General features: G+C 32.8%; 18 protein-coding genes and 1 riboswitch. Of the genes, 12 read left to right on the forward strand and 6 right to left on the reverse strand.

Translation table 11 applies throughout. The features are described from left to right. The first annotated feature begins 110 nt into the window (after positions 1–110). From MKZ17_RS10940 to metA, 7 genes are all read left to right on the forward strand, one after another. On the forward strand, positions 111–1,559 hold the full coding sequence (locus MKZ17_RS10940; protein ID WP_340723767.1) for a phage terminase large subunit family protein: 1,449 nt from the start codon (positions 111–113) through the stop codon (positions 1,557–1,559). A gap of 20 nt (positions 1,560–1,579) precedes the next feature. Then, positions 1,580–2,896, forward strand: coding sequence for a phage portal protein (locus MKZ17_RS10945; protein WP_340723768.1), 1,317 nt, complete (start codon positions 1,580–1,582; stop codon positions 2,894–2,896). A 172-nt stretch (positions 2,897–3,068) separates the two neighbouring features. After that, entirely contained in the window at positions 3,069–3,290 is a 222-nt protein-coding gene (locus MKZ17_RS10950; RefSeq protein ID WP_340723769.1) for a hypothetical protein, read from the forward strand. Between the two features lie 213 nt (positions 3,291–3,503). Next, entirely contained in the window at positions 3,504–3,839 is a 336-nt protein-coding gene (locus MKZ17_RS10955; RefSeq protein WP_340723770.1) for a hypothetical protein, read from the forward strand. Between the two features lie 11 nt (positions 3,840–3,850). Further along, a complete protein-coding gene (locus tag MKZ17_RS10960) occupies positions 3,851–4,429 on the forward strand; it encodes a hypothetical protein (protein ID WP_340723771.1) in 579 nt (192 codons plus the stop codon). Between the two features lie 128 nt (positions 4,430–4,557). Then, positions 4,558–4,812, forward strand: a complete 255-nt coding sequence (locus tag MKZ17_RS10965; protein ID WP_340723772.1) for a hypothetical protein — start codon at positions 4,558–4,560, stop codon at positions 4,810–4,812. A 264-nt stretch (positions 4,813–5,076) separates the two neighbouring features. Then, positions 5,077–5,184, forward strand: a riboswitch (SAM riboswitch). 73 nt (positions 5,185–5,257) lie between these two features. Further along, the gene (gene metA / locus MKZ17_RS10970; protein ID WP_340723773.1) at positions 5,258–6,199 is read left to right on the forward strand and encodes a homoserine O-acetyltransferase MetA; all 942 of its coding nucleotides are present in this window, start codon (positions 5,258–5,260) and stop codon (positions 6,197–6,199) included. Positions 6,200–6,255: 56 nt separating this feature from the next. Here metA and MKZ17_RS10975 read toward each other — a convergent pair whose 3' ends face one another. The 5 genes from MKZ17_RS10975 to MKZ17_RS10995 form a co-directional block, all read right to left on the reverse strand. Next, positions 6,256–6,948 (reverse strand): DUF3600 domain-containing protein, encoded by a 693-nt coding sequence (locus MKZ17_RS10975; protein WP_340723774.1) that lies wholly within the window; start codon positions 6,946–6,948, stop codon positions 6,256–6,258. Next, positions 6,941–7,465, reverse strand: coding sequence for a sigma-70 family RNA polymerase sigma factor (locus MKZ17_RS10980; RefSeq protein WP_340723775.1), 525 nt, complete (start codon positions 7,463–7,465; stop codon positions 6,941–6,943). Before MKZ17_RS10980 ends, MKZ17_RS10975 begins: the two co-directional genes overlap by 8 nt. 189 nt (positions 7,466–7,654) lie before the next feature. Then, complete coding sequence (locus tag MKZ17_RS10985; RefSeq protein WP_340723776.1) at positions 7,655–8,635, reverse strand: phosphotransferase; 981 nt, start codon at positions 8,633–8,635, stop codon at positions 7,655–7,657. Further along, entirely contained in the window at positions 8,635–9,066 is a 432-nt protein-coding gene (locus MKZ17_RS10990; RefSeq protein ID WP_340723777.1) for a hypothetical protein, read from the reverse strand. The genes MKZ17_RS10985 and MKZ17_RS10990 overlap by 1 nt, the downstream gene beginning before the upstream one ends. 72 nt (positions 9,067–9,138) lie before the next feature. Continuing rightward, positions 9,139–9,909: an ABC transporter ATP-binding protein gene (locus MKZ17_RS10995; RefSeq protein WP_340723778.1), complete on the reverse strand. Its 771-nt coding sequence runs from the start codon at positions 9,907–9,909 to the stop codon at positions 9,139–9,141. Positions 9,910–10,205: 296 nt separating this feature from the next. Here MKZ17_RS10995 and MKZ17_RS11000 point away from each other — a divergent pair, with 296 nt between their 5' ends. From MKZ17_RS11000 to MKZ17_RS11010, 3 genes are all read left to right on the forward strand, one after another. Next, a complete protein-coding gene (locus tag MKZ17_RS11000; protein ID WP_340723779.1) occupies positions 10,206–10,904 on the forward strand; it encodes a polysaccharide deacetylase family protein in 699 nt (232 codons plus the stop codon). A gap of 126 nt (positions 10,905–11,030) precedes the next feature. Further along, positions 11,031–11,714, forward strand: a complete 684-nt coding sequence (locus MKZ17_RS11005; protein ID WP_340723780.1) for an SGNH/GDSL hydrolase family protein — start codon at positions 11,031–11,033, stop codon at positions 11,712–11,714. Between the two features lie 464 nt (positions 11,715–12,178). Then, positions 12,179–12,436, forward strand: coding sequence for a hypothetical protein (locus tag MKZ17_RS11010; protein ID WP_340723781.1), 258 nt, complete (start codon positions 12,179–12,181; stop codon positions 12,434–12,436). A 111-nt stretch (positions 12,437–12,547) separates the two neighbouring features. Here MKZ17_RS11010 and MKZ17_RS11015 read toward each other — a convergent pair whose 3' ends face one another. Continuing rightward, positions 12,548–13,168 (reverse strand): recombinase family protein, encoded by a 621-nt coding sequence (locus tag MKZ17_RS11015; protein WP_340723782.1) that lies wholly within the window; start codon positions 13,166–13,168, stop codon positions 12,548–12,550. Between the two features lie 668 nt (positions 13,169–13,836). Between MKZ17_RS11015 and MKZ17_RS11020 the strand changes: the two genes are divergently transcribed. Continuing rightward, the gene (locus MKZ17_RS11020) at positions 13,837–15,090 is read left to right on the forward strand and encodes an amidase domain-containing protein (RefSeq protein ID WP_340723783.1); all 1,254 of its coding nucleotides are present in this window, start codon (positions 13,837–13,839) and stop codon (positions 15,088–15,090) included. Between the two features lie 198 nt (positions 15,091–15,288). Further along, positions 15,289–15,933, forward strand: a complete 645-nt coding sequence (locus tag MKZ17_RS11025) for a hypothetical protein (protein ID WP_340723784.1) — start codon at positions 15,289–15,291, stop codon at positions 15,931–15,933. Positions 15,934–16,190: the final 257 nt, after the last annotated feature.

Consider the following 16,190-nt stretch of genomic DNA (forward strand, 5'->3'; position numbering starts at 1 on the left):
TTATGAATGAATTCCCTCTTTTCTCCAAAAACTTCATAAAAATAACTGATAACAACAATGATTTAATTAAATTTGAATTGAATGAAGCGCAACTAGAGATAGATGAACTGATGAAAACTAATCGTTTTGTTAATATTCTTAAAGCACGTCAGGGTGGAATATCTACTTTTGTATTAGCAAAGGCACTATGGAGAGCAATTACAAAGGAAAATGAGAATATACTAATTGTATCGTATAAAAATGATAGTGCAATGGCGCTATTTGAGAAGTTAAAACAAATGAATGATATGTTACCTAGAGAAAATTATCCAGATGTATTCAGTGAGGTAAGACGTGATAACCGTAATGAATTATTCTTTAAAAATGGTTCTCGTATTCGAAGTGTAGTAGCGGGACATAAAGATGTTGGACGTGGTTCTACTTATACATACATACATTTATCGGAATTTGCCTTCTATGCTAATCAAGAAAAACAACTATTATCTGTAGAGCAGTCACTAGCAAAGGGTAATAACTCACAATTAACAATAGAATCTACTTCAAATGGTATTAGTAACCATCATTACAGAATTAGTATGCAAGGTTTAAAAGGACAATCTAAGTATGTATCATATTTCATTCCTTTCTACCACAAGTTATATAAGAAACAATTCGCTTATGACTATGATGAAGCGGAAAAATGGCATAAGGCAGTATTTAAAAAGCGATTAACAAAAGAAGATTGTGACGATATGGAATTGGCGCTATTAGAACAGGGTGCTAACTTAAAACAATTAATGTGGAGACGGTTCAAGATTAGCGATATGGAAAATGAACAACAATTCCAACAAGAATATCCATCTAATGCGCTAGAATCGTTTATCAGTACAGGTAATAGTGTATTTGACCAATCTAAAGTATTAAATCGTATAAGTTATGCTAATACACCAATGGATAAGAAAGATGTTACTCCATTCATTCCAGTTGACTTGCACAAATATGTAGGTCGTGGATTGGATGTTTTTTTATTGCCTAAAAAGGGAGTTAAATACTATTTTGGAGTAGATACTGCATCTGGTGGAGGAGGAGACTTCTCTAGTATCACATGTCTCAATAAAGATGGTGAACAGATGTTTAGTTTCTATCATAATCGTGTACCAGTGTATGAATTTGCTCATATTATCTATACGTTAGGTATTTATTATAACTATGCATTTCTTACTGTAGAGCGTAACAGTTATGGATTACCTGTAATTGAACGCTTAAGAAAAGAACGTGGTTATTTAAATATGTATAAAATGAAGCAATTCGACCAAAAAGGTAAAAAGAAATTAGAAATAGGTTATATGACCACCGAAAAGAGTAAGGCTATCATGATTAGTGACTTTAAAGAACAATTCGAATTGAACTATGTACGTATTGACTGTAAAACAACGCTACAACAAATGCAAATGTTCATTGAAATTAACGGTAAATTAGGTAATAAAAGAGGTTCTAGTGACGTACACCATGATGACTTAGTAATTAGTACAAGTTTGGCGATACAAGGAATTAAAGCGAATAAATGGTATGTACAATAAAACAATAAGGAGTGAATGAGATGTCTACATTGGAAGAATATATAGCATCCAAATATAAAGGTAATAAGTTTTGGTTTAAAGATGAAATCGCTCAATTCATTAACTATAACCGTATACATGAAACTAGAGAGTATAAAGAGTATTTAGATGGTCAACATGATATTCTTAATAATCCTAATTATATGTATAATGGTCAATTGGTTTCGCCACGTAAAATTGTGATTAATTTAGCGAAAACTATCATTAACTTTAAAACTCAATATTTACTAAAGAATCCTGTTAACCTTGTAGGTGACGTGGAGTTAGTAAAACAATTAAATATGGTAAATAAATTAGGTAAATTCGATAATAAAAATGAAAAAATTTTAAATCATATGATTAAATATGGTCAAGTATCTGAATATCTATTTATTAATAACAAGGGACGTATTGATTCTAAGATTATTGACGCTGAATCTGGTACACCAATTTATAACCGTACTAAGGAATTGATTGGTTTCATTGAATTTAACCAATTTGATGGAAAGAATTATTACACTGTTTATAGTGAAAATGCAGTTGAGGAGTATAATGATTTATCTGGTAGTTTACAATTAGTAAAGTCTAGCCCCAATTTAAGTGGCTTACCTGTAGTTTATACAGTAGAAGATGATTTAGTATCTAATAAAGGACGTAGTGATTTAAAGGATTATATTAATATTCTTGATAATATGGAAGATTTACTAAGTAAGTATACGGAATCTTTCTATAAGTTTATGAATCCTATTCCTGTAGCAATTGGTCAACAATTAGAAACTACTGTTCCACAAAACGTTGTATCTGGTGGTTTTAACTTAGATGATGGTGCTGACTTTAAACTAGTAAGTAATGAAATGGATTATAAGACGTTTGAAAGTGTATATAAGACGTTAAATCAGACTCTATTAGATGTAAGTTCAACTCCAGCCGTATCAATGAATAAAACGGATATTAGTAACTTGTCTGAAGTATCTATTAAGTTACTGTTTAGTTTAGCAGATACAAATGCGGGTGTATTAGAGAATTACATCATGGATGGATTAACTGAAAGATATGAAAAGGTTGCTAAGTTATTAGGTTATAAAGGTATTAAGATAACTGATGAGCAATTAGTAACGTTAGAGTTTAAATTTGTATACAATACTCCATCTAATCATAAAGAGATTTTAGATAATATGAAAACTCAATATGATATGGGTGCAATTAGTACTGAAACTATTATTGACAATAGCCCATATGTAAACGATAAGTTAGTAGAATTAACAAGGTTACAAGACGTACCTGTTCCTGTAGTAGAAAATGAAACAGTATCCGTATAATAAAGCGTATACTTAATATTACAAATGTTAAGTAAATAAGGTAATAAAAATTAAATGGAAACGTTGATATAACAGGCTTGAAGGTTTAAAATAATATGTTAAAAATCTCTCGCCCGTTATACTATGAGGAGTGGGGAAATTGTCCTATATAAATAGAGAGAGGTATAAAAAAATGGAATTATTAGCATTATTTAATCAGATTATTCCGATAATTGTGGCAATTGTAGCCGTATGGAAAGCAACGAGTAAACTAAACAATACTCTATCTAACCTTGATAATACTACTCAACAACTTACTCAACATCTAACAGAAGTTAGACAAGATGTAGAAGATACTAATAAGATTATAGTTGACCATGAGGTACGTATATCTGTATTGGAGAGTAAAGAATAATATACATATCTTATACATTATTTATAAAATATATTTTTTATTAAAGTGTGATAAACGTTGATATAACAACAATGTATATTTATTGTATACTACGTAAGTAACGTGAAAGTAAGGAATGTAGTGTTATCAATGCTTAAGAGATATATCTAGTTTACATAAGATAGGTTATAGGAAGTTGAGAGTGCATACACTATACATTGAAAGGGGATTAATATGAATAACTTACAACGTCTACAGATGGAAACTAAAGGAATAGAATTAGAACAAGGTGAGATGATTATCTATCTACAAGAAAATGGATTAGAACCATATGACAAATATGATGTAAATTCCATTGTAAATAAACGTAGAATCTATATGACTGCGTTAAGTGTATTAGAATCAATAGCAAACAATACATCTCTTATGAGTACGCTTAAGATAGATGATATGACTGTATCTGACTTCCATGAACAACTACTTGCTCGTATCAATCAATTGGAAGATAAGATAAATAAAATACCAAACAGTGAAGAAGGATTTAAATCTACTTTCTTACTGTATAATTAGGAGTGGGAAGATTGAACAGATTTAATGATTTCATTTTAGATTTAAATTTTCAAAGTATAGAATCAAATTACATTTTAAATCCTAATTTACCTAATAAACGTACAATAAAAGGCTTTGTAACTAATCACGAATTAAATCCAATTTCATCATTTCATTTCCATTCACTAGCACCATTTAAGCGCGGTGAGCATGTAGAAATAGATGGTAATGATTATTTAGTTATGACTGATGTGATTACTAATCGAGTACAGAAACGTAAAGCAATTGTAACTTACTGTAACTTTACTCATGACAAGATTATGATTGATAAAGTATTAGTTGGATATGATGATTTAGGACGTCCAATTTATGAAGATAAAGAAGTGGATTATGGAATTGAATATGGAGTTTTAAAATACAAAGACGTTTCTATTCCTACAAATGAAACTATAAATCTAATTAGAACAGTATACGACTTATCTATTACAGACAATGAAGTGAATAGACGATACTTTACTTATGATAAAGTTTTAACGTTTGAAGGAAGAACATATAGAATAACTGATTTAGTATTTACAAATAAAGGTTTGATAGTAGCGCGGTTACAATAGTCGCTTACCCCTAAACAAGAAATCGATGCCGTACCTTATCATTTTTCACACGCACATAAAAAATATTATTTCCTTATAATAAGTTTTTTGGTAATATATAGTTAGTTAATTTTATGGGGTGGTAAATAATGAAAGAAGAAATTACTAATAATCCTAACAATAATCCCAATGATAATCCAGATATTGATGTATATGAAGGTTGCCTTAAAGGGTGTATGGTGATTATTGTAATTATAATCCTGTGTATATTTTTATTAAAATCATGTTTCGAAAGTATTGACAGAGAACCTGTTAAACAAGGGGATTGGAATTTTGATGGTGAGGTAGATACAAAAGATTTAGATACATATATAAAATGGAAAAATAAACAGGATGATGAATAAGGATTTTCTATTAAAAAATAGTTACATAATCTAACAACCTTTATATGAGGGTTGTTTTTTTGTTGCCAAACGTATTCCTTATCAATTTCACCTCATTATAATTTTTCAAAATATAATTAACATCTACTTCTCTTTTTCAGATGTATGAGTTACAATGTAATTCACATAGGTATAATAAGAAGTGTAATATATACCGTAAACTAGCCGTAACACCAATTATTGCAAAATTCACCTATTCATGTTACGATGAATAACAATTAAATAGTCTTATCACGAGAAACTGAGGGATATGGCCCGGTGACGTTTCAGCAACCTCTAATGCGATTAGAAAGGTGCTAATTCCAGCAAGGGGATTCCCTTGAAAGATAAGAGCGAACGTTGACCTCTCATTCTTTTTTCTGGAATGGGAGGTTTTTTCGTAGATAGGGTATAGGGGGAACAAAGGATGCCAATCAATATACCAAAACAGCTACCTGCTGGAGAGCTTTTAAAAAAAGAGAAGATTTTCGTTATGGAAGAAGACCGCGCGAAAACGCAGCAAATTCGTCCACTGAACATATTAGTATTTAATCTAATGCCAGAAAAAGAAAAAACTGAGTTACAGTTACTACGTTTACTTGGTAATACACCTTTACAAGTGGATGTGACTTTTTTAAATACGGCGACATACGAATCAAAGAATGTGTCAAAGTCTCATTTAGACACATTTTATCAAACATTTGATGAAATTAAGCATCGACGTTATGACGGAATGATTATTACTGGGGCACCCGTTGAGAAGATGGATTTTGAAGCGGTCGGTTACTGGAAAGAAATTACCGAAGTGATGGATTGGGCAAATAAAAACGTGACGTCCATCATGTATATATGTTGGGGGGCACAAGCAGCGCTTTATCACCGTTATGGCATTGGGAAGTTTGAATTACCGAAAAAATGCTCGGGTGTGTATTCACACGTTATTACCGATTTAACCGTTGATTTAGTGCGCGGCTTTAGTGATGAATATGTAGCCCCACATTCCCGCCATACATCGGTTTCCATTGATGAGGTTCGAGCACATCCAGATTTACGTTTATTAAGCTATTCAGATGATGCAGGTGTCTTTATCGTCCAATCAAAAAACAATAAGCATATTATGATCACAGGCCACTTAGAGTACGATGCGACAACACTTTCGGATGAATATTTCCGAGATATTCAAAAGGACCCTGACAATACGGACATTCCAGTAAACTATTTCCCGAATAATGACCCGAGTAAAGAACCGAAAAATAGCTGGCGTGCCCATTCTCACTTGTTGTTTTATAACTGGTTGAACTACTATGTCTACCAAGAAACGCCGTATCATTGGCATTATGTTGATGAACCATTAGAGTATTATATATAACCCAAATAGCATATAAAAACTCTTACTCAACAATTCGAGTAAGAGTTTTTTTGCAATTAATTATAATTTCCCATTTGCTTCTCATTTACATATTGTAAGTAATCTTGTGCCTTAATGAATTCCTCTTTCAACTCGGCAGGAACTGAAGCAATATCAGGTGGACTGGAAACACCTACTTTGGCCATCGTTATTTCATAGGTCATTAATGCTTGCAAGTATTGTTCGAATTCTTCAGCGGTTAAAACCTCTTTGCTTGATGGTTGCCCATTTAATTTGTCAAAGTAGGGTTGTACTTCTCCTATTGCTCGTTTAATTTTTTCTACTTGTTCTTCAGGGATTTGCGTGTAATCGATGTTACCGTTCTTATCCCCATATTCCAGTTTTGAACTTGTAATGACTTGTAATAATTCCTTAAATTGCTCATACTCTTGTTTTCCTAAATCACCTTTTGCTCGATCTAATTTCGCATTAAATAACAAGTAACTTTCGATTGTAATACTTGCCACATGTTTTTTTAGATTTTCAAACGAACCGTATAAATCATCGGCAAGTAAGGCTTGATACGCATATGCACCCGTTGGAATCATTAAACAAGCACAAATACTCGCAATAGCTAACCGCTTTTTCACGAAACGATTTAGTTTACCACCCATTTCCGATTTCGCTTTATGAATACCCAGTTTACTTCTTTCATGAAGCTCTGTAGGAATTTCGATTTTTGACAGCTCTTGCTTAAATTGATTATCCATAATTTCCTACCTCCTTTGCATTTTGACGAAGCTTATCTAAAGCGCGGTATAAAATTGACTTTGCGGTACCAAGGGGGATATCTAATATCTCTGAAATTTCTTTTAATGTCCGATCGTCATAATATTTAAGTAAAATAATACTTTTCTCATCCTCTTTCAACGTATCAATCAGTTCCTGTAAAGATAAAGTAAGGGCAATATCTTCATCTTCTGCACCAGTAATCACTTCAAACCCTAAACTTAGTGGAATCACTTTTTTGTTTGTATTGAGTAAGTTCAATGAACAATTAATCGTAATTTTCATTAGCCAAGTTTTTAAATACTCCGGATTTTTCAGTGTTCCGATTTTCTTAAAAGATTGATAAGCTACTTCTTGAACAAGATCTAATGCATCGTCTTTATTTTTTACATAGACATAAGCCATTCGGTATATATCTGCCTCGTACTGCTGGAAAAGGGTCAAGTACGCTTTATCATTTCCTTTTTGCGCTTTTTTTACTAAGCGTTCCTGTTTCATCGTAAGTAATTCCTCCTTTCGTTTTACATCTATTAGACAAATGGGAAGGGGATTTGGCTTAAATTATTTGAATAATTTTATGTAAAAAGTAAAAAAACGGCATCCATTCAGTTTGGAAGCCGTAATATAATGGGACCTTTTGTATTGTACATATAATTGAAATCTAGGATAATGCTTCTGCAATTTCTATTAATCTAGTATAGCAAATATATCTTCGAGATGATCCCAATGATCGCCAACCCAAACGTTTTCTTCATTAAATCTTTTTATAACGGCTGAATTTTGCATTTTTACGCTAACCCATTCTGCTTCTTTCCACCAAGTTAATTTGAAAGACCGCACTAATTTTTGATTTGATAATGGTTGAAATTCTCTATAGCCTTTAACAAAGGCAGCAACACAACCTAAATGAATCTTGCCGTTTTCAATGCAAAACGATAAAAGTGGCCTTGAAATATCAAACTCACGGTAAACATAATTGATTCTATCGAAATCTAGAATTGCGGAGACAAGATTATTTTTAAATAAAATGTTATCTGCAAATAAGTCCCAATGACTCCAACCAATTTCACAATCCGAAAAAATATGTACATCGTTTTTTTCAATGATTTTTCTTTGTGTATCTAGTGTAGATAGTGTACTTTGGCAATCTATACGAATTGCTTCATTCCATCTTTCCTTCCAGTTTTCAAACATACTTTCTTTAGTACGAACATCCCAGTGAAGTGGTATATTTATTCGATTATTACTATTTATAATCATGTGCATTTTACCAATAATTTGACCCAAATGAAACATTTGTTGCTCATTTGCAGTTCCTGCCTTAAGATTATGACCTTCACAAAACTTCATTAATACAAATCGCTCATCATTTGTTGATTTTATTACATATTTGCCGTTATGAGTATATAGTTCTGGACAAGGTATCCCGGAATTATAGAGCGTATTTTGATGATTTAATGAAATTTCTAATCCCTCGACCATATGTTCAGGATAACGTGATTTATTATACTGCTTTGCAAAGAAATCTCCATGATCGGTTTTAAGTATCCATTTTAAATTCATATAACCTAAATCAACAATCGTAAAATCGAGGATATTCAATCCCCAAATGGAAATAATTGCTTCGAAAATGTCCTCTCTTATCGATTTATTCAACACATTGTTCATCAATATCTCCTTTTTCGAGTAATGATTATAATTGCAGCAATAACGATGACAAAAATCCCAACTCCTTTATAGACATACCGCTCTACCTGATTTGGGGCCGTGTACTCTCCATTATTAATTGCTTTTAGATATTTTCCTGCCGTGACTTCTACTGCTATAGCGCTATTTGGATCAATTCCTTGTATGGAAAAATATTTCGTACCTTTTGGATAGTGATTCGAGAAATTACCTGCTAAAGATTCCATATCGGAATAGCTCGTCACTTTACCTATTCGCTTATCTATCGCTGTTATTTCTTCTTCCGTCATTTGATAAATATGGCCATCCCACACTACGAAGGAATATACCCACGAAGTAGCAGCAACATTTGTTGGAATAACGAAAAACAAAAGGGTACTTAAAACTAAAATAATGGTTTCTAATTGCTTCATCTCTTTCCCTCCAAATCAATTACTTTCATCATTAGACTTTAATTTATTCGGGAAAGTTACAATAATAGGGATTTATTTTAAAGCGACCCAAGCCCGATTACGTTCATGCTGCAAACGAATAGGTTGCCCAAAGAAATTGCTTAAACATTCTTCAGTTAAAATCGCTTCCCGCACATCAGCTGCTACATCTTTACCATCCTTCATTAATAAAACATGGGTAAAACATGGTAAAATCTCTTCTACGTGATGTGTAACATAAATCAGTGTCGGACAGTTTTCCTTCGTTGCAATCTGTTTGATGGTTTCAAGTAAATTTTCACGTTCCAAAATATCAAGTCCTCCACATGGCTCATCTAAAATTAAAATTTCAGGCTCTGCCATTATCGCACGCGCAATTTGGACTCGTTGACGTTCGCCTTGTGATAAATACTCAAATTCTTTATTTGCTAAATGTTCACAATGAAAATGCTTCATAATTTCAACGGCGTTTGCAATTTCTTCCTCAGACACTTCTTCAAATAATCGAAGGGCGCCAAACTTGCCGCTTAATACAATTTCAATTGCAGAATCCCGCCAATTAAAGTGATCAAGCATCACATTACTAACCCAACCTATACGTCTTCGAAGGGTAGGGATGTACGTTTGTCCATACGTTTCGCCAAGTACTTGAACTTTTCCATCATTTGGCCAAATGTAGCCGTTAATTACTTTTAACAACGTCGTTTTACCACACCCATTTAAGCCTAAAATTGCCCAGTGCTCATTCTTAGCTACATGCCAGTTTAAGTTATCTAAAATGATTTTTTCATTACGGTACAGATGTATGTTTTCAATATGTATCATTCCAACCACCTCCAATTCTACTATGCGCTATTTTTGAAAAATTAGGAAGTAATTTTCTGATTTTTCTTTAATTTGTAGAAATTAAAGTTTAATATAAAAAATAAAATTATAAGGATGATGATCGAATGAATCCTATATTAAATAAAGGAGACACAATCGGCATTTTCTCACACTCATCGCCAGCTTCAGTTACTGGAGGGCAACGGTATGAACGAGGAAAACATAGAAGAAGCAGTGCTTATAAAGTTGTTTACTTTATATTGAACTAACTCTCCTGTATGGAAAGAAGGATTGCTGTGAAAAAGACGTTGGTATTGCTTGGGATAGGAATTTTCTTATTTTCCCTACTATTGCTAGGCACTTATAAATTAATGAATTCTAGGACGTATCAGTTGTTTGGGGGCTTAACTAAACAAGTAGAGACGAATCAGAAAGTGATTGCTTTAACTTTTGATGATGGTCCAGCAGATAACACAAATCTGATATTACCGCTATTAGAAAAGTACAATGCTAAAGCTACCTTTTTTCTGATAGGTGCAGAGATTGAAAAATATCCAGAGGAAGCAAGAAGAATTGCACAAGAAGGACATCAAATTGGGAATCACACTTATTCACATAATCGAATGATTTTCAAAACACCCTCTTACTACAAAGATGAAATAGAAAAGACAGATCAATTGATTCAAAATACAGGTTACAAAGGGGAAATCGATGTTCGACCACCAAATGGGAAAAAGCTGATAGGGTTACCGTATTACCTAAAGAAACATAATAGAGACACTATAACTTGGAATCTTGAACCAGATACTTTTTACACAACGGTTTCTGATAAAGTTAAATATGTGACAGAGAATATTGAACCTGGTTCAATTATCTTGCTGCATCCAATGTACGATAAAACGGGAAAAGCAATCCAAACAATTGAAGGTATACTACATGTACTTTCAAAGGAAGGTTATACATTTGTTACTGTTAATGAACTTCAGGATTTATAATTTCTCATTCTTTTATTAAAGTAATGAATTAATTGTAAAAATGGATTGTTTATTAACGATCGTTCATGGCTACTTTAACCAAGCTATAATCATCATTTTAAATTCTTTGTAGAGGAGAAATTAGAATTGAAAATTGCATTAATAGGTGACAGTTTAACAGAAGGGCGTCCTGGAGTTGCTTTCTCTAACATACTTAAGGAACAGTTTCCAAACATTACTTTCATTAATCTTGGCAAACCCGGTGAATCGGTTATAAGTTTATTTAATCGTTTAATGAAAACAAAGTTAGAGAGTGATTATGATCTTGCTTTCCTTTGGATCGGGGTAAATGACGTATATTCAAAGATGCTAACGGTTCAAGCACAGCCCGTAGCGAAAGATCATGACGAATTCAAAGACTATTATTCCAAAGTACTAAACCTCATTATGGAATCCTCGAAAAAAGTTGTAACCGTTACGCCTGCAATCGTTGGTGAAAATATAGAGAATGCTTCAAATAATGAAATTAAAGAATTAAATAAACTGATCCAATCCATTTCCGCTAAACATGAAAATGTTTATTTTATGAATTTAAATGCAATATTTTTAAACCATCTTTCAAAAGTAAACAGCACAGATTATATCAGCACAAAAGTAATAAGAGTAATGATGGATATTTTCTATAAAAAGCCTTCAAAAATTGATAAGATGTCAAAAAAACGTGGTCTTCATCTTACTTTAGATGGTATACACCTCAATAGTACTGGAGCTCAATTAGTTGCAGAGTCTTATGCGTCTATTATTAATTACTTAATTAACGAAAACGATTAAAGTTACAAAAATTGGTTTACCACTATAAAGAGGAACCATTCCTACTACAAATTTCACGGAATTTTTATGTACCAAACATTTCAAGGACCTTTCTAAACACTACTTTGGGAGAAGGGGTGGATTTAACCTTACAATTTAATTTTGGTTGCCAGTGAAGAAAATCCTGAAATAAGAGTGATACCTTCAACAGAACAAATAGAAAAGTTGAAGGGAAATGCATTGGAAGAATGCATTGGAAGTGAGTTTAATTGTTATTATTGATGGTGATGAAATAGCACGTTATGACCTTAGTAATTAAAATTAGGTGATTTAAATATATAGAAGTGATTAAATTTGGGAAAATATTAGCTAAAGGAGGTTATTTAGCTGAAGTGTAAAATTAATTTTTACTAAAGGAGATAAATGTGAATATTATACTGATTTTTATTGTTTCATTGATCGCCAATTTAATTGGTAATACTGTAATGTCGGTAATATATAAGAATGCAGAAAAAAAGGATAAAGGGTTTGTAATTGTCTATCATAAATTAAGTTATAGAAGAAGGTTTATACGTACGCTATGGTTGATTCCGTTTGTATCACTATTATATCTTACTATGTATTGGATTGGTGATTTAACTTCAAATGAAAATATAACAATTGGAGTAATTTTATTATTTTTATTATTACTAGACATTCTTTACAATTTTACAAAATGGAAAAATAGTGAAAAACAAGTATAATTTTAATCAAGTATTGAATGCTTAAAAATAAGTTATTGACAATATTTTGGTAGTAGGTTAGATTAATTACTAATTTCAATTTAAAAAGCAATGAAAAGGATATGAATCGTTTTAGAGAAGGTCAAAAGAGAGGGAAATCACCGGCTGAAAGTTTCCTGATTGGACAAATCGATTTACTCCCTTCTTTTCTAAATATCGATAAACAGTTGTTCGAGAAATTCCCCACATTTGAGCAATATCAGTAATAGGAGTCCCATTTTGCACCAATGTCTTTAACATTTCTAACTCTTTCTTGTCTAACTTTTCTGGTCTTCCTCCTAATCGTCCTCTGGCTTTTGCTGCAACACGCCCAGCTGCTGATCGCTCCTGAATAAGATTACGCTCAAATTCAGCAAATGCTGCAAAGAGATGAAATATTAGTTGCCCCGTTGCACTAGCTTTGTCCATCGTAATGTTTTCCTGCAAGTTATGGAAGCTAATACCTCTCTCATTAAGGTCATTCACAATTTTAATTAAATGTTGCATATTTCTCCCTAATCGATCTAAGCGCAAAACTACTATCGAATCACCAGTGCGTAAAAATTGTAGTGCCTCTTCCAACCCTTGTCTTTTATCTTTGGCACCACTAATTTTATCCGTAAATATTTCTTCGCAACCATGTTCCTTAAGAGCATCCAATTGTAAATCAAGATTTTGGATACCTGTTGAAACACGAGCATATCCTACCTTCATTTATTTCACCCTCTACTTTATGACTTTTCTGTTTTATTGTATCAAAACTTAATCGGGGTGGTAATTACTGAACATAGATTTATTTACAGGGTTTATGATTATTTATTAAAGGTAAAAAGGTAGAAAAATAGTTACATCACTATGTGTTCATAAATGGAACCGTTTTTGTTACAGTGTTAACATAGAATTCTACTTTGTAAAAAGCAGTAATGTTAAAAGTTAAAATTACTCTATACGAGAATCGTGCCTTTATATGTAGTAAGGTTTTTGAGCGTATTTAACGTAAATAACGAGAGCCATTTATTCTAACATATCGAAAATGACACTTAAAACCATGCTTATTAGTCAAATTTTGTCGAAATAAATATCTGTATTTTTTTGTGTAAATTTCCTATAATTGTAAATAAAAATCATATTAATACATATTTGTAGTTTATGTGATTTCTAAAATAATTTATAGAGGGAGGGATAATTGAAAGGTAAACTTTATTGCGTTTTATTACAGTCGGAAATAATCTGTGAGTTGTAAGATTGACTAGTAAAAGAACTGATTCAAGAAGGTGTAAATAAGAAGTCGATTACTAGATTTTTGATTGAACAAAGATTCATTTAAATTGTAATGAGGGGACTGAAGTACATTGATAAAAAATCTATTGAGAATAATTTTTGTGACGGTACTTACGCTTGCAATTGGTATTCCAGCTGCTCAAGCTAAAAGCAGTTCAACTGAAATTGACTCGGTAGCAGATGCAACACATAGCTCATCTGTCGTCGAAACTACTTTTTCTCTATCCAAAGATATTTTAACGAATTATTATAAAAATACCGATCTTGGCACAGCGGGATTAACAGGGAAAACAATTATGGACACAAACTTACTTGACCCGAAATTGTCTAATTATGTGGAACAGAAAATTAAAACAAAACAATATGTTACAGACGCGGCAGATGCAGAAAAAGAAAATTATACATTGAACTTCACTTTATTATCCTCCGAGGTGACCAAGGAAGGTGTCTTCCTTTCTATCAGCACAGAGGCTACATTTAATTATGTAGGTTTGAAGGTAGAATCCGGATTTGGCGAAATCTCAAACATGTTTTTTAAGAATACGGATACAGGATTTACTTTGACTGATTGGTATATGCCATATGACTATTATGATGAGTTTGTTATAGGTCAAGTGGATAATTCAAGTCGATTTATCTATAACTCTACTTCAATAGATTCAAATATTTCCCAACGGCAACTGGAACTACATGATAGAATTGTTGATAATTTTTCTGTAGACCGAGAAATAGGTTCTGAAGTATCGACAGCCGCAGCACCAGCCCCAAGCGCAACACTAAGGTCTTTGAATAAGAAAAACATAGTAACTTATGCGAGAAATAACATTAAAGCCTCACCAGCAAGTGGCAATGGTGTTGTGCCCTATTATGATTTTTCTCAAATATCCGGTAATTGGGACTGTACAAATTTCGTGTCGCACGCATTGTTAGCTGGCGGTGCGGTTGTATATGACACAAATGGAACAGGCATTTCTTCTACTGGTTGGTATTATCGAAATTTGAGTAATCGTTCCTCATCATGGTCAGGTGTACCAAATCTTCATACTTTTTTGGTGAACAATACAACAAAAGGTCCAGCTGGTACTTCCATTACTTATAGAACTTTTGATTGGTTTTCTACTAATCACCCTTATGAAGTTGGAGATATCCTACAATTTTATCTAAGTGGAAGTTACAATAATTGGAGACATTCCACTATTATCACTGAATTCTACGAAACAAGCCAGGTAAATGTTGTAGGAGCATTGGTTACTGGGCGTACTGCTTCAGGTAGCTATAACAATAACCAAAAAGCGGAGACTATATACCCAGGTGATGCTAAAAGGGTTATAAAGCTGATAGGTTATTACAACTAATTACTAAAATCCATGGTACACCATTATAATCTTCCGGTTGTAGTGGTGTATTTTGATATTCTATTCTGATTGTTAGAGGGAGGAAATCTTAATCTTAGTACTCTCAAGTACAATAGATAAGGAATTGTGTTAATATTTTTTTAACAGTAATCGTAGCATCAAAATATCTATTCATATTAGAATTAGAGGGGGGATACAATGAAATTTGCTTATCTGTTAGTAGTCTTATTTACTCTGAGCTCATGTGCACCGGTAGTCTCGGAAGAAAGCAGCGAAGATAGTGCTATAAACAATGAAATTACGCCCAACACTGAACTGAATGTATTACAAGATTCCCCCGAATATTTAGCTAAAAATGAAGGGGAACTATCTATTCAGGATTCTGAGACGGCTTATGAAATGTGTGTAAGAGCGCTGACTGACTATTATAAAGCGGTCTGGAACGGCACGAGTATTGAATTGGATACATTTATAGATAACGAAAACCTTATACAGTATACGAAAAAGAAAATCCAATCCCAATATGATGTGTATGCCCAATTTAATGCTAAGGTGCAAAATATTAAGATTGACACTTGGGAAGTGGGGTATACGGATGATATGGATGGAGGTTTTCTCTATTTAAAATTCCCTGTGGAAATTAAACAGACTGTGGGTAGTCGTGGTGAAGTTACTGAGTTTCTTGTACGTAATGTAAACGGCAAGTTAGTCATTGTTGATTGGTATACGGGTACAAAAGATGGTTATGATTTCATGGTTCGTGGAGAAAATCTAACGATTAACAACCCCGATATTTGGAATGACAGTGAATGGGTAAAGAAGTTAGATAATAAAATGGACTGAATTTTAGGCTCATCTCAATATTTAGTTATTTACAGATTGCTTGACAATCACAAAATCAAGGTGTCAACAAAATCCCCTTTGGAGCCTCCTTAGCGTACAGAAATAGTCTAATCTAAAAAAGTTAATTACCTTTATTTTATCCCCCATCCAAAATAGGACGGGGGTAAGTATGTTGGAGTTAATCCTGAAATTTCCTTATTGCGGGTCGTGACAGCTTAGCTGGTACTATTCCAAAACAGAATGTGAAATCGGCTGTT

The sequence above is a fragment of the Solibacillus sp. FSL R7-0682 genome, assembly GCF_038005985.1.
GTDB lineage: Bacteria > Bacillota > Bacilli > Bacillales_A > Planococcaceae > Solibacillus.

Bases quoted from the DNA above. Each gene is read 5' to 3' on its own strand.
- metA (WP_340723773.1), top strand. From the start codon at position 5,258: ATGCCAATCAATATACCAAAACAGCTACCTGCTGGAGAGCTTTTAAAA.
- MKZ17_RS10965 (WP_340723772.1), top strand. From the start codon at position 4,558: ATGAAAGAAGAAATTACTAATAATCCTAACAATAATCCCAATGATAAT.
- MKZ17_RS11010 (WP_340723781.1), top strand. From the start codon at position 12,179: ATGTCGGTAATATATAAGAATGCAGAAAAAAAGGATAAAGGGTTTGTA.
- MKZ17_RS11015 (WP_340723782.1), bottom strand. From the start codon at position 13,168: ATGAAGGTAGGATATGCTCGTGTTTCAACAGGTATCCAAAATCTTGAT.
- MKZ17_RS10980 (WP_340723775.1), bottom strand. From the start codon at position 7,465: ATGAAACAGGAACGCTTAGTAAAAAAAGCGCAAAAAGGAAATGATAAA.
- MKZ17_RS10955 (WP_340723770.1), top strand. From the start codon at position 3,504: ATGAATAACTTACAACGTCTACAGATGGAAACTAAAGGAATAGAATTA.
- MKZ17_RS10940 (WP_340723767.1), top strand. From the start codon at position 111: ATGAAAACTAATCGTTTTGTTAATATTCTTAAAGCACGTCAGGGTGGA.
- MKZ17_RS10945 (WP_340723768.1), top strand. From the start codon at position 1,580: ATGTCTACATTGGAAGAATATATAGCATCCAAATATAAAGGTAATAAG.
- MKZ17_RS10985 (WP_340723776.1), bottom strand. From the start codon at position 8,635: ATGAACAATGTGTTGAATAAATCGATAAGAGAGGACATTTTCGAAGCA.
- MKZ17_RS10990 (WP_340723777.1), bottom strand. From the start codon at position 9,066: ATGAAGCAATTAGAAACCATTATTTTAGTTTTAAGTACCCTTTTGTTT.
- MKZ17_RS10975 (WP_340723774.1), bottom strand. From the start codon at position 6,948: ATGGATAATCAATTTAAGCAAGAGCTGTCAAAAATCGAAATTCCTACA.
- MKZ17_RS11025 (WP_340723784.1), top strand. From the start codon at position 15,289: ATGAAATTTGCTTATCTGTTAGTAGTCTTATTTACTCTGAGCTCATGT.
- MKZ17_RS10950 (WP_340723769.1), top strand. From the start codon at position 3,069: ATGGAATTATTAGCATTATTTAATCAGATTATTCCGATAATTGTGGCA.
- MKZ17_RS10995 (WP_340723778.1), bottom strand. From the start codon at position 9,909: ATGATACATATTGAAAACATACATCTGTACCGTAATGAAAAAATCATT.